This window comes from Devosia sp. 1566 (genome assembly GCF_004005995.1).
GTDB lineage: Bacteria > Pseudomonadota > Alphaproteobacteria > Rhizobiales > Devosiaceae > Devosia.
Genome location: NZ_CP034767.1, coordinates 358,416 through 384,804, shown reverse-complemented (window position 1 = coordinate 384,804; position 26,389 = coordinate 358,416). Strand labels below are relative to the sequence as shown.

At 61.5% G+C, this 26,389-nt stretch carries 25 protein-coding genes, 1 tRNA gene and 2 pseudogenes; 15 read left to right on the top strand and 13 right to left on the bottom strand.

Annotated elements, in window-relative coordinates; translation table 11 throughout:
• Positions 1-237 precede the first annotated feature (237 nt).
• Together ELX51_RS01830 and ELX51_RS01825 are read right to left on the bottom strand one after the other, a co-directional pair.
• On the bottom strand, positions 238-888 hold the full coding sequence (locus tag ELX51_RS01830) for a hypothetical protein (RefSeq protein WP_127751908.1): 651 nt from the start codon (positions 886-888) through the stop codon (positions 238-240).
• 219 nt (positions 889-1,107) lie between these two features.
• Positions 1,108-1,566, bottom strand: a complete 459-nt coding sequence (locus ELX51_RS01825) for an RES family NAD+ phosphorylase (protein ID WP_127751907.1) — start codon at positions 1,564-1,566, stop codon at positions 1,108-1,110.
• 404 nt (positions 1,567-1,970) lie between these two features.
• On the opposite strand from ELX51_RS01825, the gene ELX51_RS01820 reads away from it, so the two are divergent.
• The 8 genes and pseudogenes from ELX51_RS01820 to ELX51_RS01785 all read left to right on the top strand — a co-directional run bounded on the left by ELX51_RS01820 (position 1,971) and on the right by ELX51_RS01785 (position 9,666).
• On the top strand, positions 1,971-2,663 hold the full coding sequence (locus ELX51_RS01820) for a hypothetical protein (RefSeq protein ID WP_206524681.1): 693 nt from the start codon (positions 1,971-1,973) through the stop codon (positions 2,661-2,663).
• A 20-nt stretch (positions 2,664-2,683) separates the two neighbouring features.
• On the top strand, positions 2,684-3,112 hold the full coding sequence (locus ELX51_RS01815; protein ID WP_248305307.1) for an ester cyclase: 429 nt from the start codon (positions 2,684-2,686) through the stop codon (positions 3,110-3,112).
• Positions 3,113-3,687: 575 nt separating this feature from the next.
• Positions 3,688-4,767, top strand: coding sequence for an ABC transporter ATP-binding protein (locus tag ELX51_RS01810; RefSeq protein WP_127751905.1), 1,080 nt, complete (start codon positions 3,688-3,690; stop codon positions 4,765-4,767).
• A 10-nt stretch (positions 4,768-4,777) separates the two neighbouring features.
• Positions 4,778-5,848, top strand: coding sequence for an ABC transporter ATP-binding protein (locus ELX51_RS01805; RefSeq protein ID WP_127751904.1), 1,071 nt, complete (start codon positions 4,778-4,780; stop codon positions 5,846-5,848).
• Positions 5,849-6,666 (top strand): annotated as a pseudogene (locus ELX51_RS01800) (sugar ABC transporter permease).
• Positions 6,663-7,550, top strand: coding sequence for a carbohydrate ABC transporter permease (locus tag ELX51_RS01795; RefSeq protein WP_248305219.1), 888 nt, complete (start codon positions 6,663-6,665; stop codon positions 7,548-7,550). Before ELX51_RS01800 ends, ELX51_RS01795 begins: the two are co-directional and overlap by 4 nt.
• Before the next feature lie 10 nt (positions 7,551-7,560).
• A complete protein-coding gene (locus tag ELX51_RS01790) occupies positions 7,561-7,842 on the top strand; it encodes a DUF2160 domain-containing protein (protein ID WP_127751903.1) in 282 nt (93 codons plus the stop codon).
• 78 nt (positions 7,843-7,920) lie between these two features.
• Entirely contained in the window at positions 7,921-9,666 is a 1,746-nt protein-coding gene (locus tag ELX51_RS01785) for an ABC transporter substrate-binding protein (protein WP_127751902.1), read from the top strand.
• A 438-nt stretch (positions 9,667-10,104) separates the two neighbouring features.
• Here ELX51_RS01785 and ELX51_RS01780 read toward each other — a convergent pair whose 3' ends face one another.
• A complete protein-coding gene (locus ELX51_RS01780) occupies positions 10,105-10,425 on the bottom strand; it encodes a hypothetical protein (protein ID WP_127751901.1) in 321 nt (106 codons plus the stop codon).
• A 360-nt stretch (positions 10,426-10,785) separates the two neighbouring features.
• On the opposite strand from ELX51_RS01780, the pseudogene ELX51_RS01775 reads away from it, so the two are divergent.
• Positions 10,786-11,304: pseudogene (locus ELX51_RS01775) on the top strand (IS110 family transposase); the annotation flags it as partial.
• A 174-nt stretch (positions 11,305-11,478) separates the two neighbouring features.
• On the opposite strand, the gene ELX51_RS01770 reads toward ELX51_RS01775, so the two are convergent.
• The 3 genes from ELX51_RS01770 to ELX51_RS01760 all read right to left on the bottom strand — a co-directional run bounded on the left by ELX51_RS01770 (position 11,479) and on the right by ELX51_RS01760 (position 14,569).
• Positions 11,479-11,555 (bottom strand) — tRNA-Arg (locus ELX51_RS01770).
• 122 nt (positions 11,556-11,677) lie between these two features.
• The gene (locus ELX51_RS01765; protein WP_127751900.1) at positions 11,678-13,114 is read right to left on the bottom strand and encodes a HAMP domain-containing sensor histidine kinase; all 1,437 of its coding nucleotides are present in this window, start codon (positions 13,112-13,114) and stop codon (positions 11,678-11,680) included.
• A 33-nt stretch (positions 13,115-13,147) separates the two neighbouring features.
• Positions 13,148-14,569 (bottom strand): NAD(P)/FAD-dependent oxidoreductase, encoded by a 1,422-nt coding sequence (locus ELX51_RS01760; RefSeq protein WP_164854710.1) that lies wholly within the window; start codon positions 14,567-14,569, stop codon positions 13,148-13,150.
• A gap of 239 nt (positions 14,570-14,808) precedes the next feature.
• On the opposite strand from ELX51_RS01760, the gene rpmH reads away from it, so the two are divergent.
• From rpmH to yihA, 4 genes are all read left to right on the top strand, one after another.
• Positions 14,809-14,943 carry a 50S ribosomal protein L34 gene (gene rpmH / locus ELX51_RS01755; RefSeq protein WP_127751898.1) on the top strand — a complete coding sequence of 45 codons (135 nt, stop codon included), beginning with the start codon at positions 14,809-14,811 and terminating at the stop codon, positions 14,941-14,943.
• 14 nt (positions 14,944-14,957) lie between these two features.
• Positions 14,958-15,365: a ribonuclease P protein component gene (gene rnpA, locus ELX51_RS01750; RefSeq protein WP_127751897.1), complete on the top strand. Its 408-nt coding sequence runs from the start codon at positions 14,958-14,960 to the stop codon at positions 15,363-15,365.
• Positions 15,362-17,200 (top strand): membrane protein insertase YidC, encoded by a 1,839-nt coding sequence (gene yidC, locus ELX51_RS01745; RefSeq protein ID WP_127751896.1) that lies wholly within the window; start codon positions 15,362-15,364, stop codon positions 17,198-17,200. Before rnpA ends, yidC begins: the two co-directional genes overlap by 4 nt.
• 77 nt (positions 17,201-17,277) lie before the next feature.
• Entirely contained in the window at positions 17,278-17,922 is a 645-nt protein-coding gene (gene yihA / locus ELX51_RS01740; protein WP_127751895.1) for a ribosome biogenesis GTP-binding protein YihA/YsxC, read from the top strand.
• 8 nt (positions 17,923-17,930) lie between these two features.
• Here the strand turns inward: yihA and ELX51_RS01735 are convergent, their stop codons facing one another.
• From ELX51_RS01735 to ELX51_RS01715, 5 genes are all read right to left on the bottom strand, one after another.
• Positions 17,931-18,638 carry a type 1 glutamine amidotransferase gene (locus tag ELX51_RS01735; protein WP_127751894.1) on the bottom strand — a complete coding sequence of 236 codons (708 nt, stop codon included), beginning with the start codon at positions 18,636-18,638 and terminating at the stop codon, positions 17,931-17,933.
• Positions 18,639-18,703: 65 nt separating this feature from the next.
• Positions 18,704-19,135 carry a peptide-methionine (R)-S-oxide reductase MsrB gene (gene msrB / locus ELX51_RS01730; RefSeq protein ID WP_127755139.1) on the bottom strand — a complete coding sequence of 144 codons (432 nt, stop codon included), beginning with the start codon at positions 19,133-19,135 and terminating at the stop codon, positions 18,704-18,706.
• 218 nt (positions 19,136-19,353) lie between these two features.
• Positions 19,354-19,917 carry a fasciclin domain-containing protein gene (locus ELX51_RS01725; protein WP_127751893.1) on the bottom strand — a complete coding sequence of 188 codons (564 nt, stop codon included), beginning with the start codon at positions 19,915-19,917 and terminating at the stop codon, positions 19,354-19,356.
• Between the two features lie 232 nt (positions 19,918-20,149).
• Entirely contained in the window at positions 20,150-20,866 is a 717-nt protein-coding gene (locus tag ELX51_RS01720) for an anti-sigma factor (protein ID WP_127751892.1), read from the bottom strand.
• Positions 20,863-21,408, bottom strand: a complete 546-nt coding sequence (locus ELX51_RS01715) for a sigma-70 family RNA polymerase sigma factor (RefSeq protein WP_127751891.1) — start codon at positions 21,406-21,408, stop codon at positions 20,863-20,865. Before ELX51_RS01715 ends, ELX51_RS01720 begins: the two co-directional genes overlap by 4 nt.
• A 149-nt stretch (positions 21,409-21,557) precedes the next feature.
• Here ELX51_RS01715 and argB point away from each other — a divergent pair, with 149 nt between their 5' ends.
• Positions 21,558-22,460, top strand: coding sequence for an acetylglutamate kinase (argB, locus tag ELX51_RS01710; protein ID WP_127751890.1), 903 nt, complete (start codon positions 21,558-21,560; stop codon positions 22,458-22,460).
• A 63-nt stretch (positions 22,461-22,523) separates the two neighbouring features.
• On the opposite strand, the gene ELX51_RS01705 is transcribed toward argB, so the two are convergent.
• Entirely contained in the window at positions 22,524-24,020 is a 1,497-nt protein-coding gene (locus tag ELX51_RS01705; RefSeq protein ID WP_164854709.1) for a DHA2 family efflux MFS transporter permease subunit, read from the bottom strand.
• Positions 24,010-24,639, bottom strand: coding sequence for a TetR/AcrR family transcriptional regulator (locus tag ELX51_RS01700; protein ID WP_127751888.1), 630 nt, complete (start codon positions 24,637-24,639; stop codon positions 24,010-24,012). The genes ELX51_RS01705 and ELX51_RS01700 overlap by 11 nt, the downstream gene beginning before the upstream one ends.
• Positions 24,640-24,796: 157 nt before the next feature.
• Between ELX51_RS01700 and ilvA the strand changes: the two genes are divergently transcribed.
• Complete coding sequence (gene ilvA / locus ELX51_RS01695) at positions 24,797-26,311, top strand: threonine ammonia-lyase, biosynthetic (protein WP_127751887.1); 1,515 nt, start codon at positions 24,797-24,799, stop codon at positions 26,309-26,311.
• The last annotated feature ends 78 nt before the right edge of the window (positions 26,312-26,389 follow it).

The following is a 26,389-nucleotide window of genomic DNA, read 5'->3' as shown; positions in this document are numbered from 1 at the left end:
GCATTTTGAACTCATCACCCAACGTTTGCTTATGCGTCCTTTGGCAGCCTCGCGAGGGGCCTTTTGCCATCAACTGTGAGCCTGCCGTCTATAAATTCCTTGGGCCTCTGACCCCTTAGATTAGGTCACAAGAGGTAGCCGGCTGCGTCATACCGTTTTTGCTGAACGGGCAAATAAAGGATGCATAGAGACCAGTTGCGGCCTGCTGCCGTGAATTTGCTGCCTATCATTTTAGCTTCAGGGCTTCTCCACACCGGGGATGTGCTCCGGCAGATCAACTAGGAAAAGGTGTGAGGGATAAAATTCCTGGCTTTCCCCAACAAAAATCACATCGAACAAGTCGTTCCCCTTCCACACACAAGAATTAACAGCACTACAAAGATCCATGGTGCCGGTATCAAGGTTCTTGTCGGGCGGTGCTTTAGATTTTAATTCAGCTAACATCTTCTCTACGTCTGCATAAAGATAATCACCTCCACTTACAGCGCATTTGTTGATGCGCAGGCGAGCCTCAGCGATCGTGAAAGTAGACGCCGTAATCGCGATTGTTTCGTTGAGCAGCCAAGCTGTTGCCTCTACCGTGTCCTCGTCTTCGACCAGAGCAGCGAAGGCTCCCGTTTGTGGTTTCAATCTCCTATGCTGTGCTATAGCGGCTAACGCACTCGGATCCGCATCGGTTTGCCAGCAGAAGGTAAGAAATGCATCTACTTCGGGCACGGTTGTAGCTATCGCGTCCTCCTGAGGTAGTGCGGGCTGCGCCAATAGCAACGCGGCTGCGGCGAGCCATAGACAGCGACCCAGCATGATCACCTCCTGCATCTCAAAATTGATGGAGTGTTTTTGCTGCCATTTTGGTATTTCAATGAACTGGCTTGTGAAAAAGTACAAGCTCGCACTCGGCTAAAGATATCGCGCGGCTGCTTCATCAGCGGTGCACCCATTGGGAGGCAGGTGCCCTAATACACTTGCTGCTTCCACGGTCTTGGTCTGCTTTTGAGCTCGCCAATTGCAACCTTGAACGCCCGAAATGGGGTCGATTGCTGCCGGGCAGCAACGCGCCCCTGCCCTGCCTCCGTCCAGCCATCCATCTGATCAGGGTCGAAGCGATCACAGCGGCCCTTCGATCAGCGGTGCTGGATCGCCCTTCCAAATCATGCGGTAGACGGCGCCCTGGCGAACGGACTGAACGGCGGCCGGGCGCAGGGCGACAATGCAGGTACCACCCGGGTGCCGTACGGATGGGTAGATAATGCCGTTGAGGCCAGTGGCCCGGGCGCGCTCCGCGATGGCGTTGCCGACCGGGTAGGCCCTCGCCGTGTCCGGATCGAGCGCAGGATGGTCGGGTGCCTGCCGAAGGTCCAGGAACTCGCCGGCAAGGCTGCAAAACATCTCCGCGTACTCCACGGTGGCGTTGAAATCCCCCGCGTCTGCCAGCATGTTGTTCAGGTGATATCCGACCTCGCTGATGCAGGTGGCGACATCCAGAGCGGCATACCAGGCGCCACGATAGGCACCGTTGAAGCGGTTCGGCTGCTGTGGCTTGGCATAGGCGAAGGACGCGTTGATCCCGAAAGCAGCCGTTCTGGTTCGGCGCCCCGGAACGTCTTCCTGGGGTGGCTTGCGGACTGACCGCTTTTCAGACGCCCGATGCTAAAAGCGGATCTTCCCTTGCACTAAAGGAAGGCACCCCTCCCAGCACCGAGTGGCCCCCTCTCTGAAGCTATTGCCCGCGCTTGATCCGAATGGATTGAATGGCCGGGCCAACCGCGTTGGCGATATCCTTACGAGATTGGTTCGCGACCAAGGGAACACCGACGACGCTGCGAGCAAGAATCAGCGCCCGGTTTTTGGTTCCAGGGGAAATTGGCTAGCAACCGCAAGGGTAATAACCTCGCGAGAAGACGATCCCCATCTCGCTTTGCACCAATCCACCTAGCATGGCACTCTGGCGCCAGCTGCAGGAGAATAGTTTGCGCAGTTTCGATTTCAGTTCTTGGGAGAGTGTCTTAACCACCCTGGTCGGCATCGCGCTGTTCGCGCTGGTAGGCATCGGGATTCGGCTGGTGATGATGACCACGATCCAGCAGCGCCAGCAGCGCCAAAACCGACAGATCAACGAGCGCCTCAAGACCTTGATGGCTGCGTACAAGGTGCTGGGCGGCTCGTTTACCGGAAGGCTCTCGGTCGAGCCGCGCCACCTGCGCGACATCCGAGCGGCTGAAAAGTTGGCGGCCGAGCAGGGCGGGGAGGCGGTCGTGCCGCGCACCATGAGCGACGAGATGTTCGAACGCGTTCGCCAGATGCGCGACGCGGTGGAAGCGGCGCTATCCGACATAATCCTGCTGGGCACTGACGAGCATGTTCGGCTGGCCGAAAAGGCGGCGCGTGACCTCGTGGACGGCAATCAGATCCATACCCATGACCTCGTGGTGTCGCTGCGCAATTTCATTCGCCAGGCGCTCGATCTGTCCGCTATTCCGGCTGACCTGCAGATCCCCATGCAGGGCCCGACCCGACCGGCCAGCACTGGCGGACGAGGCAGGGGTGGTGGTCAGCAGGGAGGCGGTGGCGGTGGCGGTGGTGGCGGAGGAGGAGGTGGTGGTGGCATGGGGACGGGTATGGGCGGCCAGGCCGACGATGCGACCCCGCCAGGCCGTACTTAACGCGGCTTTTGAGGTTGAGCATTTCGACTGCAAATGGCCGTGCTTTGACGATAGCCCATGACCAAGCCAGACTGCCCCTCATCTACAACGAATATATCGCCTGCCTCAACGAGCGCGACTGGGCAAACCTGGGCGCTTTTGTCGACAGCGATGTTGTGCACAATGGCCGTAAACTCGGCCTAGCCGGCTACCGGGCTATGCTAGAACGGAACGTCCGAGACATTCCCGATCTGCGCTTTGTAACGGACTTGCTGGTAATCCAACCCCCGCAGATCGGCAGCCGTTTGAAGTTCGATTGCAGGCCAATCGGGTTGTTCTTTGACCTGCCGGTTAATGGTCGCCAGGTGATCTTTTACGAGAATGTCTTCTATCGTTTCGATCTCGGCCGCATTGTCCAAGTGTGGTCGGTTGTCGACAACGCGGCGATTGAAGCTCAGCTTGAGGCGTGACGGCGGCTGCGTGAGCGCTTCTTTCTTGGGATCGCAGCGCCACATCACACTGCGCAGGTAATCCCGGCCAAGTGGACCGACTGCTCAGGCCAGAAGTTGCCATGATGGGGTCGCTTGCGGCCTAAGCAGTCCCCACGTAACGGTGGCTAAGCCATTCAAACCATTGTGCCTGATATGGGGCACAACCTTTGCAGAGGGTTGGGCACAGCATATGTAACATAACATAGTGTCTGCTTTTGCGGCTTTTCATGGTGTTTATTCAACCCGCCACCTGTTTCTCGACTTGCGCTGCGGCCGAGTTGGGGTGGCAAGCGGTCTGTCCGTTTTAAATCGTCGACACCGGAAAACGGACAGCTCGGATCTACCGCTTCCCCAAACTCCAGGTACTTCGCTGACCGTGCTGTTAAGGTGGACGGGTACATCAAATGGATCAGCGCCACTGACTCTGCCTCGGGTATGATTGTCCCTGAAGACCGGAAAACCGGCGTAGGGTACTGGAGGGGTTTGTGGAGATACTCAGCATCAACGAGGCTGATGTTGTGCAGACTTGCCTTATGAAGGCCGGGTGAAGCTTCATGCTAGAGCTGCGCAACATAGGCAAGCTGGCCGGCGCCGAGCAGCATTTGAGCGACATCTCGCTTAAGCTGGAGCGGGGCACACTGAACGTCCTGCTGGGTCCCACCCTTTCGGGCAAGACCAGCCTGATGCGCATAATGGCAGGTCTTGACCGGCCATTATGCGGCACCATTCATTTCGACGGACAAGACGTGACTGGCGTGACGCCGCAGAAGCGCGATGTAGCGATGGTGTTCCAGCAGTTCATCAACTATCCGACGATGACCGTTTACGAGAACATTGCTTCGCCCATGCGGGTGGCAGGCGCCGATCGCAAAGCTATCGACGAGGCAGTGCAGCGCGCTGCGGGCCTGATGAAGCTTACGCCTTATCTCAGCCGCATGCCGCTGAACCTCTCGGGCGGCCAACAGCAGCGCACGGCCCTAGCGCGGGCGATAGTCAAGAATGCCGCCCTTGTGCTGCTGGACGAGCCATTGGCCAATCTCGATTACAAGCTGCGTGAGGAATTGCGCGCCGAGTTGCCGCGCATCTTTGCTGAAAGCGGCACCATTTTTGTTTATGCGACCACCGAGCCGTCCGAGGCCCTGCTGCTGGGGGGCAATACGGCCACGCTTTCGGAAGGCCGGGTCACGCAGTTCGGCCGGACCATCGATGTGTTCCGGCGCCCCAATGACCTCGTGACGGCACGCACTTTTTCCGATCCACCGCTCAATTCCATCCTCGCGCGCAAGATGGATGGGCAGTTCATATTGGGCGAGCAATTAACCCTGCCTGTGCCGGCGGAGCTTGGGCTTGCGGATGGCGAGTACACCATCGCGTTCCAGCCGCACCATCTTTCGCTTGGCCAATCCAGCCCGAACGCTGCGGCGTTGCGCGCCGAGGTTTCAGCGATCGAGATCACCGGATCGGAAAGCTTTTTGCACCTGCGCTTTGGGGATGCACGCTGGATCATGTTGACGCCCGGGGTGCAGAGCTTTGCCGTGGGGCAACCCATCGAGGCCTTTCTCGATCCGCGCCTGCTGATGGTGTTCGACGAGCAGGGCCGGCGGGCCGGCAATATTCAGGCTGAAGCGGCATAGGGGAAGAGACATGGCACGCATCGATCTCGATCATATCCGCCATTCCTATCTCCCCGATCCCCAGACCGATGATGATTTTGCGCTGAAGGAAGTGCACCATGGCTTTGCCGATGGCGGGGCCTATGCCCTGCTGGGTCCATCGGGGTGTGGCAAGACAAGCCTTCTCAATATCATCTCGGGCCTGGTGGCGCCCTCGCGCGGGCGGGTGCTGTTTGGCGGCAAGGACGTGACGGATTTGCCGACCGAGCGGCGCAACATTGCCCAGGTGTTTCAGTTTCCGGTGATCTACGACACCATGACGGTGTTCGAGAACCTAGCCTTTCCCCTGCGCAATCGTGGCGTAGATGAGGCCGATATCAAGCGGCGCGTGTCGGAGACGCTTGAGATCATCGGGCTGGCGGATCGGGCTCACAAGCGCGCCCGCAGGTTGACTGCAGACCAGAAGCAGAAGATTTCGCTTGGCCGCGGGCTCGTGCGCCAGGACGTCAATGCGATCCTCTTCGACGAGCCGTTGACGGTGATCGATCCCCATATGAAATGGATGCTGCGCAGCCAGCTCAAGGAACTGCACCAGCGCTTTGGCTACACTATGGTCTACGTCACCCATGACCAGACCGAAGCCCTGACCTTTGCGGACAGTGTCGTGGTGATGTTCGAGGGCCAGATCGTGCAGATCGGAACGCCGGCGGAATTGTTCGAGCGGCCCAGCCATACTTTCGTCGGCTATTTCATCGGGTCGCCGGGAATGAATGTCCTGCCCATCAAGCTCGAGGGGCAGACAGCGCATCTGGGTTCGCAGCAGATCAGCCTGCCCCGATCAGCACACCCGCAGGGTGGCGCACGCATGGAGCTTGGGATCCGGCCCGAATATGTGCGCGTGGGGGATCAGGGCATTCCGATCCAGGTGCGAACGGTGGAAGACATTGGGCGGCACCGGATCGTGCGCGGCGTGGTGGAAGGGAGCGACATAGCGGCGATCGTGCCGGAACATGACGAGATCCCGGCCGAGCCGCGCGTCATGTTCGATCCCAAGGGGATAAACATCTATGCCGATTCCTGGCGCCAGGCGCTGGAGGGGTAAATGGAAAAAACCTGGAACAACAAGGCCTGGTTTCTGGTGCTCCCCGTTCTGGTGCTGGTGGCGTTCTCGGCCATCATTCCGCTGATGACCGTGGTGAATTACTCGGTCCAGGACACCTTCGGGAACAACGAGTTCTTCTGGGCAGGGCTGGACTGGTTCGACGAGACGCTGCACTCGGACCGTTTCTGGGAAGCCTTGCAGCGCAATCTGCTGTTCTCGGCCATTATCCTGGCCGTTGAAATTCCGCTTGGCATCTTCATAGCCCTCAACATGCCCAAGCGCGGCTGGGGCGTGCCGGTGTGCCTGGTGCTGATGGCATTGCCGCTGCTGATCCCGTGGGGCGTGGTCTTTCAGGCCTGGGCGTGGACTACAATTATGTGCAGGACCCATTCGACGCCTGGGCGACAATCATTCTCATGGATGTGTGGCACTGGACCAGCCTTGTGGTGCTGCTGTGCTATGCGGGACTGGTGTCCATTCCCGATGCCTATTACCAGGCCGCGCGCATCGATGGGGCCTCGCACTGGAGTGTTTTTCGCTTCATCCAACTGCCCAAGATGCAGCGGGTGCTGCTGATCGCAGTCCTGCTGCGGTTCATGGACAGCTTCATGATCTACACCGAGCCGTTCGTAGTGACCGGCGGCGGACCGGGCAATGAAACAACGTTCCTGTCGATCGACCTGGTCAAGATGGCGATCGGGCAATTCGACGTGGGCCCGGCGGCGGCCATGTCGTTGATCTACTTCCTGATCGTGCTGCTGCTGAGCTGGGTGTTCTACACCGTGATGACCAATTACGGCCAAGGGAGCGAGGCATGACGGACCGCCCGATCACAGCGGAATCCATGACGGTCCAGGCGCGCTCTACCGCCCCAAGTGCCGCGGTCAACCGGCTGCGGCGACCGCTGCGGCTCGGCTGGCTCGTGCCCACGTTTTATATCATCTTCCTCTTGCTGCCGATCTATTGGCTCCTGAACATGAGCTTCAAGACCAACCAGGAGATCACCGGCGCCTTTACCCTCTGGCCGCGCAACTTCACCCTGCGCAATTACAGCGTCATCTTCACGGACCCCAGCTGGTACTCGGGCTACATCAACTCGATCATCTATGTGGTGCTTAACACCATCATCTCGCTCGCGGTGGCGTTGCCGGCCGCCTATGCCTTTTCGCGCTATCGGTTCCTGGGCGACAAGCACCTGTTCTTCTGGCTCCTCACCAATCGCATGGCTCCACCAGCGGTGTTCGCCCTGCCGTTTTTCCAGCTTTATTCGGCATTCGGGCTGATCGACACCCATATCGCCGTGGCGCTGGCCCATTGCCTGTTCAACGTGCCCCTCGCGGTGTGGATCCTGGAAGGCTTCATGAGCGGGGTGCCCAAGGAGATCGATGAAACGGCCTATATCGATGGCCACTCATTTCCGCGGTTCTTTGTGCGCATCTTCATGCCGCTCATCGCTTCGGGGATCGGGGTGGCTGCGTTTTTCTGCTTCATGTTCTCCTGGGTCGAACTGCTGCTGGCGCGCACGCTGACGACAACGGATGCCAAGCCGATTTCGGCCATCATGACCCGCACGGTATCTGCCTCGGGGCTCGACTGGGGCGTGCTGGCGGCCGCCGGGGTGCTGACAATCATTCCGGGCGCGCTCGTCATCTATTTCGTTCGCAACTACATCGCCAAGGGCTTTGCCTTGGGCCGGGTTTGAGGAGAGTGCGATGGACTTTTCCTGGATGGCGTGGACCTGGCCGACAGCCGCCTTCTTCGGGATGATCGCGATGCTGCTGATCGGCACGGGGATCTGGGAGTGGCGTGTTCCGGGCGGCAGTCCGAGGGTCGGCCTCCTGCGCTTTGAAACGACGCGTGGCGATCGCCTGTTCATATCGCTGCTCGGCAGCGCCTTTATCAATCTTGCATGGCTGGGGCTGCTCGGGCCCGAGCTGTGGTGGAGTCTCGCCCTATCGGTGGCCTACGCAGTGTGCGTATTCCGCTTTGTCTAGGGAGAGTTCCGGCCGGAGATAACAGCCAAAAGATGCTGGTCTGCGGCGCCGCATAGCAATCCAAGGGAGGATGAACGAATGCGTAGGCATCTACTGAAATCAACTGTGGCGGTGATGGCGCTGATCGTGGCCAGCCCCGCCTGGGCGCAAAGCATGGACGAAGGGATCAAGTTCCTCGATGCCGAAATTGCCGACATGTCCACGCTGAGCCGGGAGGAGCAGGAAGCGGAGCTCAAATGGTTCATGGATGCGGCGGCGCCGTTTGCGGGCATGGACATCAAGGTGGTGTCCGAAACCATCACGACCCATGAATATGAATCCAAGGTCTTGGCGCCAGCCTTCACCGCGCTCACCGGTATCCGGGTGACGCATGACCTTATCGGCGAGGGCGACGTCGTCGAAAAGCTGCAAACGCAGATGCAGTCGGGCGAGAACATCTACGACGCCTATGTCAACGATTCCGACCTGATCGGCACACACTGGCGCTACAAGCAGGCACGCAGCCTGACCGACTGGATGGCAGGAGATGGCGCGTCCGTCACCAATCCAAACCTGCATCTGGACGATTTCATCGGGATCGACTTCACGACCGCCCCGGATGGCGAGCTCTACCAACTGCCGGACCAGCAGTTCGCCAATCTTTACTGGTTCCGCTACGACTGGTTCAACGATCCGGCCATCCAGGCCGAGTTCAAGGAGAAATATGGCTACGATCTAGGCGTGCCGGTCAATTGGAGCGCCTATGAAGACATCGCCGAGTTCTTCACCGGCCGTGACATGGGCGAAGGCCCGATCTTCGGCCACATGGACTACGGCAAGAAGGACCCTTCGCTGGGCTGGCGCTTCACCGACGCCTGGCTGTCCATGGCCGGCAACGGCGACAAGGGCATTCCCAACGGACTGCCGGTCGATGAATGGGGCATCAAGGTCGACGAGAACTCGCGCCCAGTCGGCTCCTGCGTGGCGCGCGGTGGCGACACCAACGGACCGGCCTCGGTTTATGCCATCACCAAATATCTGGAATGGCTCAAGGCCTATGCGCCCCCTGAAGCACAGGGCATGACCTTCTCGGAGTCCGGACCGGTGCCGAGCCAGGGCAAAATCGCCCAGCAGATGTTCATGTACACCACGTTCACCGCTGACCTGGTCAAAGACGGCCTGCCGGTGATGAACGAGGATGGGACACCGAAATGGCGCTTTGCCCCCTCCCCGCATGGCGTTTACTGGAAGGACGGCATGAAGCTGGGCTACCAGGACGTGGGCTCATGGACCATCCTAGAGTCAACTCCGATGGATCGCGCCCAGGCGGCTTGGCTTTATGCGCAGTTCGTGTCGTCGCAAACCGTGGACGTCAAGAAATCGCATGTCGGTCTGACCTTTGTGCGTGAATCCACCATCCGGCACGAAAGCTTCACCGAACGCGCACCTAAACTAGGGGGCCTCGTGGAGTTTTACCGCTCGCCGGCGCGCGTGCAGTGGTCGCCCACGGGCACCAACGTGCCTGACTATCCTAAGCTCGCACAGCTGTGGTGGCAGGCGATCGGAGATGCGTCCTCGGGGGCCAAGTCACCCCAGGAAGCCATGGACAGCCTTTGCGCCGAACAGGAACGCGTGATGGAGCGCCTGGAGCGTGCGGGCGTGCAGGCCGATATCGGACCCGCACTGGCCCAGGAGCATGACCTGGCCTATTGGAACGCCGATGCCGTCCAGAAGGGCAATCTCGCCCCGCAGCTGGCGATCGAAAACGAAAAGGAAGAGCCGATCACCGTCAATTACGACGAGCTGGTCAAGAGCTGGGCCGACGCTAGCGCCGCATCTAATTAGATAGAAGAGGCGGGATCTCAAGATGCCGTCTCTTCATCACTGGTGAAGGGCCCGCTGAACCGCTGAACAGCCGGGCCCGAACGGTGCACAATGACATCACGCCCCCGCACACCTCCTGTTCTTGCTAAGCAGTACATCAACTCAATCATTAGGGTCACAGGCAAGGAATACATAGCAGCGCCTTCCTGGTGAATGGCGGCTTTGGCAAACTTGCGAGTTCGACTGAACGACAGACATGGGGTCGTCAGCTGCCGAGCGGCAAGGCGCCCCACAACGGTCATTCCGGCCGTGCTTTCGGTTTCCCGTTAGCTGCCATTCATGCCGCGGCCCGCTGCCGTTTTTGGGGTGGGATGCAGACTGGCAGGTTTCGGTTGTGATGGCATTCGTACCGGAAGTGGGAATGCTGCTCCGGAACCTAGGACGGTGACAACCCGAGTGTCATGCCTTGCGGCGCCAGGCCTTCCAGAATTTCGTCTTCTCTATCACGTAGGCTGACGGAAAAATCGCCACCCAGAAGTAGAAGGCGTTGATGTAAGACGCGATATTGCTCGGACCATCTGCACTCCTGCCCAGTACAGCAGGTAGTAGAAAGGCCGTAACCATTGGCAGAAACGGCAGAAAACTGGCGACGATACCCAGCACAATGCGACGCCTATCCGATCTTTCTGCACGACGAAAAAATGACCAAAGAAGCACGCAGTAAGCTACCACGCCGACCGAAATCCCGATGTAAGTTTCCGCAATCAAATGCTCCGTCATAGCGTAGGGTAGCTCCTGTCCGCACATACTTCTCGCCGGATCTGGTCTCGGCAGGATCCACGGTACCCAGATGATGTGTGCGGACGGTGCTGATGTCCACCTATGTGCTTTGAACTTCGATGCTCACAATGCGCATCTCACCTATCTCAAGCGGCCGCTGAGGTTCCAATGGGTGGCCGATGCAATCGGCTAGGCTGCTTTCAGGAGTAAGCTCGATACCTTCAACCGTCCGGAATGGGGTCGGGACCGGTTCTTCGGCGAAGCGCCCCATTCCAGATGAGGTGGATGGCTCCCGCTCCCGGCATCTGAGTGCCAAAGTGGGTTTGCTATCAGGCAACCCGAGCAAAGGAGCCATCCGCCATGCAGATTACCACCGTGGGCCTTGATCTGGCCATTCAAGTTCATGCCGTCGACGTATCCGGAGACGTTGTTGTCCGCAAAACACTGCGGCGATCGCAGGTGCTGCCGTTCTTCACCAAGTTGCCGCCCTGTCTGATCGGCATTGAGGCGTGCGGCACATCCCACCATTGGGCTCGCGAGTTGACAAAGCTGGGCCATGAAGTGCGCATAATGCCGCCGGCCTACGTGAAGCCCTATGTGAAGCGCAGCAAGAACGATGCGGTGGACGCCGAAGCGATTTGCGAAGCCGTGACCCGCCCCACCATGCGTTTTGTGGCGATGAAGTCGACCGATCAGCAGGCAGCACTGTCGTTGCATCGGGTACGCGACCTTCTGGTCAAGCAGCGTACACAACTGGTGAACATGATCCGCGGCCTCCTGGAGGGCACATCTACGCTCGATGCCCTGCGCCAGCGCAGCATGGCCCGGACAGAACTGTCACCGGACATGGTGCAACGCTTTTCCTCTGGGATCCGCCGCCAGCTTCGCGATGCCGACCCGGCCTTCCGCCGCACCTGGCTGCACATGTTCGTCAGCAAGGTCACCGTCGGCAAGGATCGTGTCCGCATCTGCGGACCGAAGGACCAGCTCTTGAAAGCCGTGTCCGAGGATGAGAATCCCGCGCGAGCAATAGTGCCCACTTTTGCACGAGAATGGCGCGCCCTAAGAGATTCGAACTCCTGACCCCCAGATTCGTAGTCTGGTGCTCTATCCAGCTGAGCTAAGGGCGCGCAGGCCATGTCTGGCCGCTTGGTGTGGGAGGCGGTCGGAACCGCTCTCTGCAGCAAGCGCGGCAACCCATACATGGGTGATCCGGGGTTGGCAAGGCCGTGCGGGGAAAATCCACAGGGCCTCACGACAAGCGCAGCGATAAGGGCAAGATCAGCTCGAAGCGGGTTCCCTGGTCCTGTTCGGCCAGCACCAGCCGCCCGCCATGGGCCTCGGCGATTTCGCGCGCGATTGCCAGACCAAGTCCGGTCCCGCCCGCGCGGGCGGAGCCTTCAAAGGCGACGAATAAATTGTCGCGGGCGCGCGGGGGGAGCCCTGGCCCATTATCGCTCACCGCAATAACAAGGCCATCGTCCCGCTCCCCGGCGGATACGCTGACCTGAGGCGACTCCACCTTGGCGCCAGCAGCCTCGAGCGCTTCACGGGCATTCTTCAGCAGATTCACCAGCAATCGGCCGAGCTGGGTTTGGTCGACATTGAGGCGCAGCTCCTGGGGCGTTTCATTGTGGAAGCTGATCGTTGGGTGCCCCACAAGGCGGGCATCAAAGGCGGCGTCCTCCACCAGGGCACGCAACGCCACCGGCGCCAGTACCGGTAGCGCAGCGCTTTCACGGCCGTAATCCAGCACCGATTGGGCAAAGCCGATTGCCTTGTCGAGGGTGGTCACGAGACGGGGCGCGAGGCGCTGCACCTTGGGATCGTCGAGGGTGGCCACCTGGTCGGACAGCAATTGGGCCGAGGTCAGGGTGTTGCGCAAATCATGATTGATCTTGGCGACGGCGAGCCCGAGATCGGCCAGATGCTGGCGCTGACGCAGCATCGAGAACAGATCGGCCTCCATGGCGGCCAGTTCCCGCTCGGCAATGCCGATCTCGTCGCGCCGGCCGGACGGGGCCAGGATCAGGCTTGCATTTTCCGGCGCCTGCCGGAAGGCCAGCATATTGGCGGTGAGCCGGCGCACCGGATAGATGAACAGCCGGCTGACCATCAGGTAAAGAGCCACGGCAGTCAGCGCGGCGATGATGAAGGACACCAGCACAATATCGCGGGAATATTCCAGCAGGTCCTGCCGCAATGGGCGCTCGGGCATCAGCACTTCAAGCAGGCTTTCGTCGACATCCCCCTCCCCCACAATACGCAGGGTCCGTCCCGGGCCGGCAAACAGCGTATCCATGGCACCCATGATCAAGGCAAAGGGATTGGATTCGCGGATATCGGCCGTAACCACGCGGTCGGGCGTGATCGGCTCGGTCAGCTCTATCATCTGACTTTGCCCTTCGCGCCGATACACAATGGCGTTGGCACCCGCCGAGGTCAAAAGCCGGTCGGTGAGGCTGCGCGGCAGGGCCGGCACATCGGGCACGGCATCGAGCACGCGGGCTGCCACCATGCCGACGCGCATGCGGTCATTGAGCCAATTGGCGCGGAAGCTGGCGACGGACGGCAGATATACCACCACCTCCACCGTCAGGATCACGGCGATGATGGTGACAATGAGTTTGATGGACAGGCCGGAGAACCGGCCCGGCATAACATTGCGCGCGGCTGTCATCCCAGCCATTATAGTCAATTGAGGCGCGCTGGTAAGCCCCGCTCAGCCTAGCAAGCGCGGCAGCTTGAGACGGCGCCGTGTGGCGGGCGCAGATGCAGTTTTGCCCTCGAACTGCTCGGCCGCGCTACGCAGCACTTCGGCAAAACTGGGATGGGGCAGCACCAATTGCGCCAACTCGGCCACATGCAGGCGCCGCTCCATCGCAAGGGCAATGATGGCCAGCATTTCGGCCGCCCCAATCCCGACCAGCGCCGCACCCGCAAGGGTGCCGTCATTGTTGACCACGAGCTTGGCGGCACCATGCGCAGCACCCAAGGCGCGGGCCTTCGGGTTCTCGCTCCAGTTGGCCCGCAAGATCTGCTGCCCGGATGCACCGTCCCGCGGCTCCGTGAGGCCAATCTGGGCCAGTTCAGGCGATGTCATCACCAGGGTGGGAGCAAGCTTTGAATTGGAGGTCTTCTTGCCCAGCAGCAGCCGGCCCAACAGCGCTTCGCCGGCGCGGCGCGCGGCATGGGGATGTTTCTCGTTGGCAGCGCCGCCCACAGCGCTGACGCGATTATTGGTCGTACGACCGACCGCGCTCACCTTGATCTGCTCCGGCTGCTGGTCTGGGCGGGCGATGCCGGCCTTAGCAAGGTCCAACCCTTCAAGATCAGGGATGCGGCCCGTGGTCACCAGCAGGTGGGAGGCATCGAGCAAGGTGGTTTCGCTTCCGAAGTGCTGCAACTGCACCCCGATGCCCAGCTTGCGCGGCAAAACCGTAATTTCCACATTCTCGTGGAAGGCGATCCCCTCTTCCACCAGGGCGCGCAGGAGAATGGCTCGGCTCTCCGCATCCGCTTCTGACAGGATCGCCCCGGGGGAGGTCAGCGTCACCTGCGAGCCCAGCCGGGCATGGACCTGTGCCAGTTCGAGAGCTGCGGCATCGCCGCCAATCACCACAAGATGGGTCAGCTTTCGCGTGTTGGCGACAATGGTGTCGGGGGTGAAAAACGGCACATCCTCCAGCCCGGGGATCGCCGGTGTCTTCGGGGTGGCCCCCGTTGCAAGAATGAAGTGGTCGGCCCGGATGGTGGTCTGGCCGACAACCAGCGTTTGCTTGTCTGCAAATGCCGGGGCACCGGTGAGGATAACAATGCCGAGTGCCTGCAAACGCTCGGTCGAGCGCTCGGGGGCCAGTTCCGCCACGACGCGACTCACCTGCTCGCTGACCGTGCGGTGGTTGATCTTGGGCGGATCGCCGGCAAGGCCGACCGCAGCGCCAGTTCGCCAGCTGTGGGCGCGCGCAGCGATACCGGCCAGGGCAGCCAAGGCCGCTGTCTGGGCCACTCCATCGCCCGCCTCGGGGCGACCGCGATCCACCAGCACTACGCTCGCGCCATAGCGGCGGGCGCGACAGGCCAGTTCCACGCCCAGCGATCCGGCGCCAATGATGCAGAGATCAGGTTTGCTCAGTTCCGCCATTGCCGCTGGCCAAGGTAAAGATAGCGCGTTATGGGGCGATCCGCGGTTGAAAACAACAGCGCTCCGCTCTCCCCAGCCGATCTTGCGCAAGGGTGTGGTGGCGCGTTGACTTGCCGCCCCGTTTTGCCTATAGACGCCACCAACCGGCACCGTCCGAGCCCCGCGCTTGACCTGTGCCCCCATTTTCTTGCGCAAGCAGAGCCAATAAGAGGAACCGGGCGCAGGCGCGGTTTGATGTTATGAAGCGTACATATCAGCCCAGCAAGCTCGTGCGTGCCCGTCGCCACGGTTTCCGCGCCCGCATGGCAACCAAGGATGGTCGTGCGATCATCAATAAGCGTCGCCGCGACGGTCGCAAGAAGCTCACGGCCTGAGTGCTGCTGGCCGGATGACGGCCGTGGATGAAGCCGTAAGTTCCTTGCGTCGGCTGCGTAAGCGTTCGCAGTTTTTGCGGGCCGCCCGGGGCAATCGCGCCGGGCGTTCCGCCTTTTCGCTGCAGGCCATTGCCGCGGCGGATCCGGATGCGGGCATCGGCTTTACAGTTACCAAAAAAACGGGCAACTCGCCCCAGCGCAACCGCATCAAGCGCAGGCTTCGTGCGGCTGCGACCGAATGCGCGCCTTTTTTTCGGCCCGGCCATGATTATGTAATGGTCGGCAGGCCCGAAGCGCTCAGCGAGCCTTTCATTAAGCTGGTCAAGGACCTCGGCATCGCCATTGGGCGGGTGCACCAGGAGCGCTCACCAGACCAGCGCAACCCTTCGGGCCGCAGTGGCCACCGGAATCCCCGACCATGACAGACAACCGCAACGTGATCATCGCCATCATCTTGAGCATGGTGGTGCTGTTCGGCTGGCAGTTCTTTGTGGCAGGGCCGCAGCTGGAGCGCGCCCAGCAACAGGCGCAGATCGCGGCGGAACAGGCCCAGAGCGAAGCGGCGCTCGCGACACCCGCGACCACCGAAGCGGGCACATCAGTTGCACCTGGCGCCATTGGTGCGGATGGCAATCCTTCTTATCCCGATCGCCAAACCGCCGTCGCGGCAACGCAGCGCATCACGATCGACACGCCTGACCTGCTCGGCTCGATCAACCTGACCGGCGCGCGGATCGACGATCTCGAACTCAAGCAATATCGTGAAACGGTTGAGCCGGATTCACCCATCATCACGCTGCTGACTCCGGCCGGCGCGCCCAATGCTTACTTTATCGAGCAAGGCTGGGTGGCCGCTGGCGGCGCCAATGTCCCGCTGCCCACTGCGCAAAGCGTATGGACGCTCGAAGGCGACAATACCGTCCTCACGCCTGAAACGCCTGTAACGCTGCGCTTTGACAATGGCGCGGGCCTTATTTTCCGGCGCACCTTTGCGGTGGACGAGCATTACCTGTTCACCGTCACCCAGAACGTGGAAAATCTCAGCCCCACCCAGGTGTCGCTGTTCCCCTATTCGCGGGTTGTTCGGTATGGAACGCCCAAGGTGCAGAACTTCTTCATCCAGCATGAAGGCCCGCACGGCGTCCTTGGCTCGAACAATCTCGTTTCGCTGAAATATAGCGATCTGCAGAAGGATCAGCGCCGCCAGATCGACAACACGCAGGGCTGGCTCGGCTTTTCGGACAAGTATTGGGCAACCGCCGTGCTGCCCAACCCGCAGGCCAGCATCAACGCGCTGTTCTCCTGGAAGAACAATGCCGGCTATGACGATTACCAGACCAGTTTCGTGGAAACCACGCCGGTTGTCGTGCCACCAGGCGGCAGCGCCACGCACGAGACCTATGTCTTTGCCGGTGCCAAGGAAGAAGCCGTTATTGCCTCCTACGAGCAGCAATATGGCTTTGACCGGCTGGAGCTGTTGATCGACTGGGGCTGGCTGCACTTCATCACCAAACCCATGTTCCACCTGCTGACCTTCCTGCATGGTGTTCTGGGCAATTTCGGCCTCGCGGTCCTCGCGGTGACCGTGATCGTCAAGGCGATCTTCTTCCCGCTGGCGAGCCGTTCCTATGCCTCCATGGCGGCGATGCGGCGCGTGCAGCCAGAGATGAAGGCCATCCAGGAGCGCCTCAAGGACGACCGTCCCGCCCAGCAACAGGCGATGATGGAGCTCTACAAGAAGGAAAAGATCAATCCGCTGTCTGGATGCTGGCCGATCCTGATCCAGATCCCGGTGTTCTTCGCCCTTTACACCGTTATCTTCATCAGCCTTGAAATGCGGCATGCGCCATTCTTTGGCTGGATCCGCGATCTGGCTGCGCCCGATCCCACCAATATCTTCACCCTGTTCGGCCTGATCCCCTGGGATCCGACCGCCCTGCCCCTGATCGGTGGCTTCCTGCATCTCGGCGTATGGCCGGTGATCATGGGCATCACGATGTGGGTGCAGATGAAGCTCAATCCGCCGCCGCCAGATCCGACTCAGGCGATGATCTTCAACTGGATGCCAGTGATCTTCACCTTCATGCTCGGCACCTTCCCCGCAGGTCTCGTGATCTACTGGGCCTGGAACAATACGCTCTCGATCACGCAGCAGTGGTTCATCATGAAGCGGCACGGCGCCGAGGTGAACCTCCTGGGTAACATCCTCGACAGCTTCAAGCGCAAGCCCAAGGCCGCCGAGCCGCCCAAGGCGTAATCGCCAAACACCACTATCCATGCTAGAGCCCGCCGGAGCCACACCGGCGGGCTCTGCCTTTTGAATGACGAGACCCCATGAGCGCACCAGACTATTCGCCCGACATCATCGAAAAAGGACGCCTGCTGTTCGCGCGCCCCTTTGTGTTCGTGAAAGGCTGCGTACGCATCGCCGACCTGCCGCCCATGGACAAGGTCGAGATCGCCTTTGCCGGGCGGTCCAATGTGGGCAAATCCTCGCTGATCAATGCCCTTTGCGGCACTTCGGGGCTCGCCCGCACGTCCAACACGCCCGGACGGACGCAGGAGCTCAACATCTTTGAGAGCACCAGCGCAGAGCTGCGCATCGTTGATATGCCGGGCTATGGCTATGCCAAGGCGCCCGAAGACAAGGTGCGCGCCTGGACCAAGCTTATTCACCAGTATCTGACCGGGCGGGCGACGCTGCGCCGGGTTTATGTGCTGGTTGATGGCCGCCACGGCCCAAAGGACAACGACCTGACCGTGATGAACGAGCTCGACAAGTCGGCCGTTAGTTACCAGATCATCCTCACCAAAGCCGACAAGCCTTCAGCGGAAGAGCTCAAAAAGGTCATCGTGGCGACCCAGGCGGCCATCGCCAAGCGCCCGGCGGCTCACCCGCAGGTGATCCTCACTTCGAGCGCCAAAGGCGATGGCCTGCGCGAACTGCGCACCGAAATAGCAATGCTGCTCGAGAGCTGAGCCCCCGCTCAGCGGCTGGCAAGGAAGCTGGCGAGATAGCCCGCCACTGCCCGGCTGTCCGATGGCGTCGTGAAGGATGCACGCGCGGCCGCAACGACATTGTCGGCCGCAACGCCCTGACGCAGTTCAGCCAAAGCCAAAGCGTAGTCGTCGGTGAATTCGGGATGAGGCTGCAGGCTAAGCGCGGCCCCGTTGCGGTAGATCAGGCCGGCATTGGGCGTGAAAGGTGACGAAAGCAGGATCTGGGCTTCGGCGGGGGCCGTGATCACCTGATCCTGGTGCGAACAGCTGATCGCAAAGCTTGCTGGCGCCGCGCCCATGAAGGCGGGTTTGGCCACAACATCATAGCGCTGACGCCCAAGGCCCCAGCCTTTCTCGGATTTGCGCACCGTGCCGCGCAGTGCATCGGCCATGATCTGGTGACCAAAGCAGACCCCGACCATGGGCGTGCTTCGCGCATAGGCCCGGCGGATGAAGTCACGCAGCGGATCGAGCCAGGGCAGATCGTCATACACTCCGGCCGATGAGCCGGTAATCAGGATGGCTTCCACCCTGTCGAGGTCGGGCGGAACGGCACCTGCTCCTATAGGCACCACATCATAGCTAAAATCGGCGCCGGCTTCCTCGAACATGCGCCGGAACATCGATGAATACGGCCCGAAGCGCGAACGCAGTTCGTCGGGGACTTCGCCGGTCTGCAGGATTGTGAGTTTCATGAGGATGCCGATCGGATGAACCGTCGATCCTTTATCGGACAAGCAGTTCAGCCTGCAAGACCGAGCTACGCCGTGGCGGGGACAAACCGCATGGCAACCCCATTGATGCAATAGCGCAAGCCGGTCGGGGCGGGACCATCCTCGAACACATGGCCCTGGTGGCCGCCACAATTGGCGCAGTGCACCTCGGTTCGGGTCATGAACAAAGAATCATCCACTGAAGTGCCGACCCCCCCTTCAATGAAGGTGTAAAAGCTGGGCCAGCCGGTGCCGCTATCGAACTTGGTGGCGGAGTCGAACAAGGCCTCGTCGCAACCGGCGCAGTGGAAAATTCCGGTGCGATGCTCGTCATTGAGCGGGGAGGTGAAAGCGCGCTCGGTGCCCTCGTGGCGCAGCACATCATAGGCGGCGGGCTCGAGCTTGGCCTGCCATTCAGCATCGGTGAGCTCGAACGGAAAATCGCCTTCAGCGGCGATGCTGCCTACTGGGCGCAGCATCGAGAAGGCGCCGAGGGCTGCAACAGCACTGCCACCAAGCAAAATGGTTCGACGGGAAACGGCCACGGCATGCTCCTCAAAAACCAGAACCGCCTGTGCAGCGGCGCTGATGGTGCAGTCTAGGTAGCGATTGAAGGGTGCGCATCACAAGATTTGGTGAGGGTCCGCCCGAAGGCGAACCCCCTCAGCTTAGGGCGGGTGCGGCCGCCCCTTGCTGATTACATGTCCGACTTGGGCGTCAGCACGGCGTCGATCACGTGGATCACGCCATTGGACTGGATCACATCGGCAATGGTGACATTGGCGACGGTGCCGTTTTCGTCGGTAACGGTCACGCCGCCATCAGCTGCAGCGAGGGTCAGCGTGCAACCGCCAACGGTCTCGACTTCGTGCTCGCCGCCATCTTCCTCGACCATGGAGACGATGTCAGTGGACAGCGCCTTGGCCGGGATCACGTGGCAGGCAAGGATGGTGGAGAGCATTTCCTTGTTTTCGGGCTTGAGCAGGTTTTCGACAGTCCCTTCAGGCAGCGCCTCGAAGGCTTCGTTGGTCGGGGCCAGAACGGTGAACGGGCCCTCGCCCGAAAGCGTATCCACGAGGCCGGCGGCCTTTACGGCAGCAACCAGGGTGGTGTGATCAGCTGAATTGCTGGCGTTCTCGATGATGTTCTTGTCGGCAGACATGGCTGCGCCGCCGACTTCAGGATTATCCTGGGCAAAGGCGACGCCGCCAAAGGCGGTAACCGAGAGCATGGCGGTAACAGCAAGTGTGGAGAGCTTCATTGTAGAGTTCCTTCCTCGTGATTGTTTGCCCGTTATTGGCTCGGACATGGGAAGGTACGGAGGCCTGCCGTGGGCAGTTTCGGCGATTTCAGCACCGAAACCGGGAAAAGCGCTGAAACTTTTTGCCGCTCGGGTTCGTACGCCGGCAGCGCTCATTGCTTGAGAGACGACGTAGAAAAGGGCGCGAACCAGGTCGCGCCCCTGAACCGCCCGAGCTAAGCAGAGGCCTCTGCTAGATGCGAGTAACCTGGCCCTGCGCCACGATCGGGCCGGTGGCCACGCCGGTGGGCGAGCCACCCTTGGGCTCAAGCGTCAGCGCAAGGCTTGAGCCTTCGCCCCAATGTTCGAGGACTTCGGGAGAAACCTTGACCTCGATCGCCTCGCCAATGGGCACAACGCCCATGGAGATCACGCTGTCATCCTCGATGGCCCAGAGTTCGAGGTCCTGGTCGGCCGCGGTTGCCCCCGAAAGAGCCGTCAACCGCAACGTGCCCGCGCCGTCGTAAAAGGCGAGGAAGCGCACATCGCTGCCTTCGGCCTCGAGCGCCGCCACGAGTTGGGTCGCCAAAGCTTCAGACCCCAGTTCGGGGCGCAGGAGGTTGGCGCCAATCGCGATCACCGCCACCGCCGCCGCTCCGGCCGCCACAGCGCGCCAGAACGCCAGACTATCCCAGAAACTGCCCCAGCCCCGGGCTGGCTCTGGCTGGCCGAACAGGCGCCCCTCGATCCGCGCCAGCAATCGCGCCGGCACCGGCGCTTCGGCGAACTCGGCATCCAGAGCGGCGAAGCTGGAGGTCCAGAACTGCTCTTCTTCCTGCAGTGTCCGATCATCGGCGATCATCTCTGCCACGCGACGATGCTCATCCGGCCCGAGCAGCCCGAGCACATATTCGGCAACAAGCGCGCGTCGCTCGCTCCCTTCGCTGCCGCCATGCTCACCCATGCTCATGCCGAAAGACACTCTCTTAATCTGAGCAAACTGCGCCGCAGCCAGGTTCGCATCGTGTTCAAGGGGATGCTGTGCCGCTGAGCCAGCTCCTCATAGCTAAAACCGTCCAGATAGGCGCCCCGCACCGCGTCGGCCCGGTCGGGCTCCAGCGTTTGCAGGCAACTATCGATCTGCCCGCGGACCTGGCGATCTGCGGTCGCCTGTTCGGGGTCTGGCGCCTCGTCGGCAATATCCAGCGCTGCGCCAATTTCGTCCGCTGCCGGACGGCGGGCACGCAGGATATCCAGCGAATGGTTGCGCGCCACGGCCACAAGCCAACTGATCGGGCTGGTATGGCCGGGAACATAGCGATCGGCGCGCTGCCAGATCTTTACATAGACCTCCTGGATGGCCTCTTCGGCTTCCGAGCGGTCCTTCAAGATACGCAGCACCACGCCAAATAGTTTCGCGCTGGTGCGCTCGTAAAGGCTGCGGAACGCCGCGCGATCGCGCAAGGCACAGCGGGAAATCAGCTCGGCGATCTCGGGGCTCGGTGTCTGCATAACCTGTGTTGTAGCGGGCGGCGGCAAATCCGCAAGGGCTCAGCGCATCGAGGCGTTGGCAAATGGCCGATAGCGTCTTTTCCTTTGCCGCGTCATGCTCTAGACCCTCAACCGTCTTTTGGCCCGCTTCGGGGAGAAATGGTCTGTCCATGACGCAGGAAAACAACACAGTCGACCGGTTCTCCCATGATGCGGGGATCCTGGCTCAGGCGCTGCCCTATATGCAGCGCTATGAAGGCAAGACCGTCGTGGTCAAGTATGGTGGCCATGCCATGGGCGACCAGGCCCTCGGCCAAGCCTTTGCGCGCGACATCGCGCTGCTCAAGCAATCCAAGGTCAATCCAATCGTGGTGCATGGGGGCGGGCCGCAGATCGCGTCCATGCTCAAAAATCTCGGCATCGAATCCAAGTTCGAAGGTGGCCTGCGCGTCACCGACCAGCGCACCATGGATGTGGTGGAAATGGTGCTGGCCGGCTCCATCAACAAGGAAATCGTCGCCCTCATCAATGCCGAAGGCGAATGGGCGATTGGCCTCTGCGGCAAGGACGGCAACATGGTCTTTGCGCGCAAGGCCGAAAAGAAGGTGCGCGATCCCGGCTCCCATATCGAGCGCGTGCTCGACCTGGGCTTTGTCGGTGAGCCCGTGGAAGTGGACCGCACTCTCCTCGACCTTCTCGCCCGCTCCGAGATGATCCCGGTGATCGCCCCCGTGGCACCGGGCCGCGATGGCATGACCTACAACATCAATGCGGACACCTTTGCCGGGGCCATTGCCGGCTCGCTCGGCGCCAAGCGCCTCCTGTTCCTGACCGACGTGCCGGGGGTGCTCGACGCCAATGGCAAGCTGATCCCGGAACTGTCGGTGCGCGAAGCCAAGGCGCTGATCGCCGACGGCACCATTTCGGGCGGCATGATCCCCAAGGTCGAGACCTGCCTCGAAGCGCTCGACAATGGCGTTGAGGGCGTGGTGATCCTCAACGGCAAGACCCCGCATGTGGTGCTGGTCGAGCTCTTCACCGAGCATGGGGCCGGCACGCTGATCGTGCGCTAAGCCCCAACGCATCTCTGCTGGAATAAAAAAGGCCGCCTTTTGGGGCGGCCTTTGTGTTTGCTGCTAGTGTTCCACCACCACCTGCGCGGCCGGAGCCCCCTGCCCTTGTCCCTGCCCACCGCCGCGCTTAAACAGCGGCACTGCCAGGAGCACCAGGAAAAAGCTCGCCACCTGATACCACAGGGCAAAGCTTGCTGCATCGGCAAAGGCGATCTGGGGCGTGGTGCCTGCAGCCAGTCCCGAACCTAGGCGCCCGAAGAACAGCTCGCCCACTAGCGCGATGCCGAGGGCACCACCCACTTGCTGGAAGGCCTGCAGCGCGCCCGATCCGGCCCCCGCATCGCGCGGCGGCACATAGCGCAGCACCAGTTGGAACAGGGACGAGAAGCCCAAACCTAGTCCAATACCGGCAATCAGCAGGGGCGCAAGAAAGCTCCAGTGATCGATGCTGTCGCGGGCAGCGGCAATGATGAAATGGAGCCACAAGATCCCCGATGACAACAGCACGCCCGAGGCCGCCAGCCGCCCCCGCAGCTGGCGCGAACCGAGGCGCCCGGCGATGAGCGACGCCAGCAGCACGCCCACGGAGAATGGCGTGTTGGTCAGGCCGGACTCCAGTGGGGTAAAGCCGAAGCCCGACTGGAGCAGCAGCGATATCACCATGAACATGCCGGGAATGCCGGAAGCAAACACGGTGATCACCAAGGCACCAAACATGAAGTCCTTGTTGGTGATGAGGTCGAAGTTGAGCAGCTGTGGCTCGCCGAGGCGCGCCCGGTTGCGCGTCCAAAGCGTAAAGAGGACGAGCCCGACCACCCCAGCCACAATCATCGCAAAGCACCAGGCCGGCCAGCCATAGGCACGTCCTTCGATGATGGGAAACACCAGCAGCACGATGCTGGCGCCGAACAGCACGATGCCGACATAGTCATTCTTGAGCCCGGCATGGCCTGGCAATCGGGGGATCAGCAGATAGCCTGCAAGAATGGCGGCAATGCCCACCGGGATGTTGACGAGAAAAATCGGCTGCCATTCCAGACCGAACAGATTGGCGGAAATCAGCAAGCCACCCAGGATGGGTCCGCACACCGAAGCGAGGCCCGCCGACAAGCCGAATAGGGAAAAGGCCTGGCCTCGTTCATGGGGCGGAAAGGTCACCGTCGCGATGGCCAGCACCTGCGGCGTCATCATGGCGCCGGCAAGACCCTGGATCACGCGGGCGATGATCAGGAATTCGATATTAGGCGCCATGCCGCAAAGCGCTGAAGCGGCAGTAAAGGCGCCGACGCCCCACAGGAACATGTGGGTGCGGCCCACAATGTCGCCCAGCCGCCCGAAGGGCAGCAGGCCCAGGGCGAAAGCCAGCACAAAGGCGGCAACAACCCATTCGATCTGGCTGTCGGTGGCCCCCAGGCCCTCGCGCATGCTGGGCAGGGCGACATTGACGATGGTCACATCGATCAGGTTCATGAAATTGGCGATCAGCAACACGAACAGCGCTGGCCAGCGCCGCGGATCGGCGGTGTCAGGCATCGCCGCCGCAGGATAATCAGAGGACATGATCTTGCTTTCCTTGGACAGTGGTGGGAGCGCCAAAGGCGCGCTCGAGCTCGGCAAAGATGTGCTCGAGCGGGGTGCGAAGCGGCGTCCATAAACGCCAGTAATCGGCAAGGGTGCCGGTGGTGATGAGGGCAGCAGCCAGCGGGTCGAGGTCGGCGCGGAACGAGCCATCGGCGATACCGAGCTCGAAGATCTCGGCGAACTGGCCGCGCCAGAAGTCGTGGATGGGCGCCATGATCACGGCGATCGCTTGATCGCGCCGGGCGCGCTCCATCATTTCGGTCAGCACGATGATGAGTTCGGGCGTTTCTTCCACCGTTTCGCGGAAGTCGTCGAATTCCAGGCGCAGCTGCTCCAGGGCACTCTTGCCGGTACGGGGCCGGCGTTCGGCCTGGGCCCGGAAGTCGGCTCGCAAGCTCTCGGCGACGAGGGCAACAAGGGCTTCCTTGCTGGGCACGTGATAGTGCAGGGTCGCGATGTTGATACCCACGCGAGCGGCAATGTCGCGCGTACGCAGGCCCCCGAGCCCGCGCTCAACAATGATTGCGCGCGCCGCCAGCGCTACGGCGCGCCGACGGTCATCGCCGCTGCAACGTTTGGGAAGGGGTTCGCTGGACATCGCGCTCAACTCTGGGGAGCGGGGTCCTAGCGCACCTGAACGCGCCAATCAATCATTTGATTGGGACCGCGATGATTTTCAGCCATGCAGTGATCGGCTGTTGACATCGCTACTGGCGAGGCCGAGTTCCCCATTGCCATCGTTACCGGAGCGCACCATGCAGGATTATGTCCGCCGGATCTTGACCTCCTCAGTCTACGAGGTTGCCCAGGAAACACCGCTCGAGCGCTTGCCGCTGCTGTCGGCAAGGCTTGAGGCCGAAGTGCTGCTCAAGCGCGAAGACCTGCAGCCGGTGTTTTCCTTCAAGATCCGCGGCGCTCATAACCGCATCGCCCAGCTCACCGCCGCCGAGCGCGTGCGCGGCGTCATCTGCGCCTCGGCGGGCAACCATGCCCAGGGCGTCGCCATGTCGGCCACGCGGCTCGGCATCCGCGCTATTGTGGTGATGCCCACCACCACGCCCACCATCAAGATCGGCGCGGTGCGGCGGCTGGGCGGCGAAGTGGTGCTGCATGGCGACGGGTTCGATGCCGCGCGTGCCCATGCCGCCGAGCTGGCCGCAACCCATGGCTATGTCGTCGTGCACCCGTTCGACGATCCCGATGTGATCGCAGGGCAGGGCACGATCGGGCTCGAACTCATGCGCCAGCAGCCCGGCTCGATCGGGGCCATCTATGTCCCCATCGGCGGGGGCGGGCTGGCAGCCGGCATTGCCGCCATTGTCAAGTTCCTGCGCCCCGATATCCGCGTCATCGGGGTCGAACCGGAGGAAGCGGCCAGCATGAAGGCGGCCATTGCCGCTGGCCATCCCGTGCCGCTCGACGAGGTGGGGCTGTTTGCCGATGGCGTTGCCGTGCGCCAAGTGGGCGACGAAACCTTCCGGCTCTGCCGCGAACTGCTCGACGACATCGTGCTGGTTTCCACCGACGAGATCTGCGCGGCAATCAAGGACATTTTCGACGATACGCGCGCCATCGCCGAACCCGCCGGCGCCCTGGCCCTGGCCGGCTTGCGGCGCCAGGTCGAACTGGGCACCGCCCCCAAGGGCCCGCTGATCGCCATCAATTCGGGCGCCAATGTCAATTTCGACCGCCTGCGCTATGTGGCCGAACGTGCCGAGATCGGCGAGCGCGCCGAAGCGCTCCTGGCCGTCACCATTCCCGAGCGTCCCGGCAGCTATCGCGATTTCATCCGGCTGATCGGCCAGCGCTCCATCACCGAATTTAACTACCGCTTTGCCCATGGCGAAGCCGCGCGCATCTTTGTGGGCGTCAAGCTCAGCCGCGGCGATGCGGAAAAGGCCGAGATCCTGTCCCTTCTCGCCAATGCGGGCCTGTCGGTCATCGACATGACCGACAACGAGGTCGCCAAGCTGCATGTGCGACACATGGTGGGCGGGCGCGTCGCCAATCTGGCCGATGAGGTGATCTACCGCTTCCAGTTCCCCGAACGCCCCGGCGCCCTGCTGCGGTTCCTTGAGGGGCTGACCGAAGCCTGGAACATTTCGCTGTTTCACTACCGCAATCACGGCGCTGATTATGGCCGCGTGCTGGTGGGCATCCAGGTGCCGCCCGAAACCCGGACTGCCTTTGAAGCCCATCTGAACGCCATCGGATTTCCGTTCTGGGACGAAACGGGCAACCCAGCCTATAAACTTTTCCTTGGAACCTGAGATCGGCGGAACCAGCAGGCGCTCCGGGGCGTCATGCTGTTGCCACCAACAGCCAGCATAGTCACCCTTCACCCCACT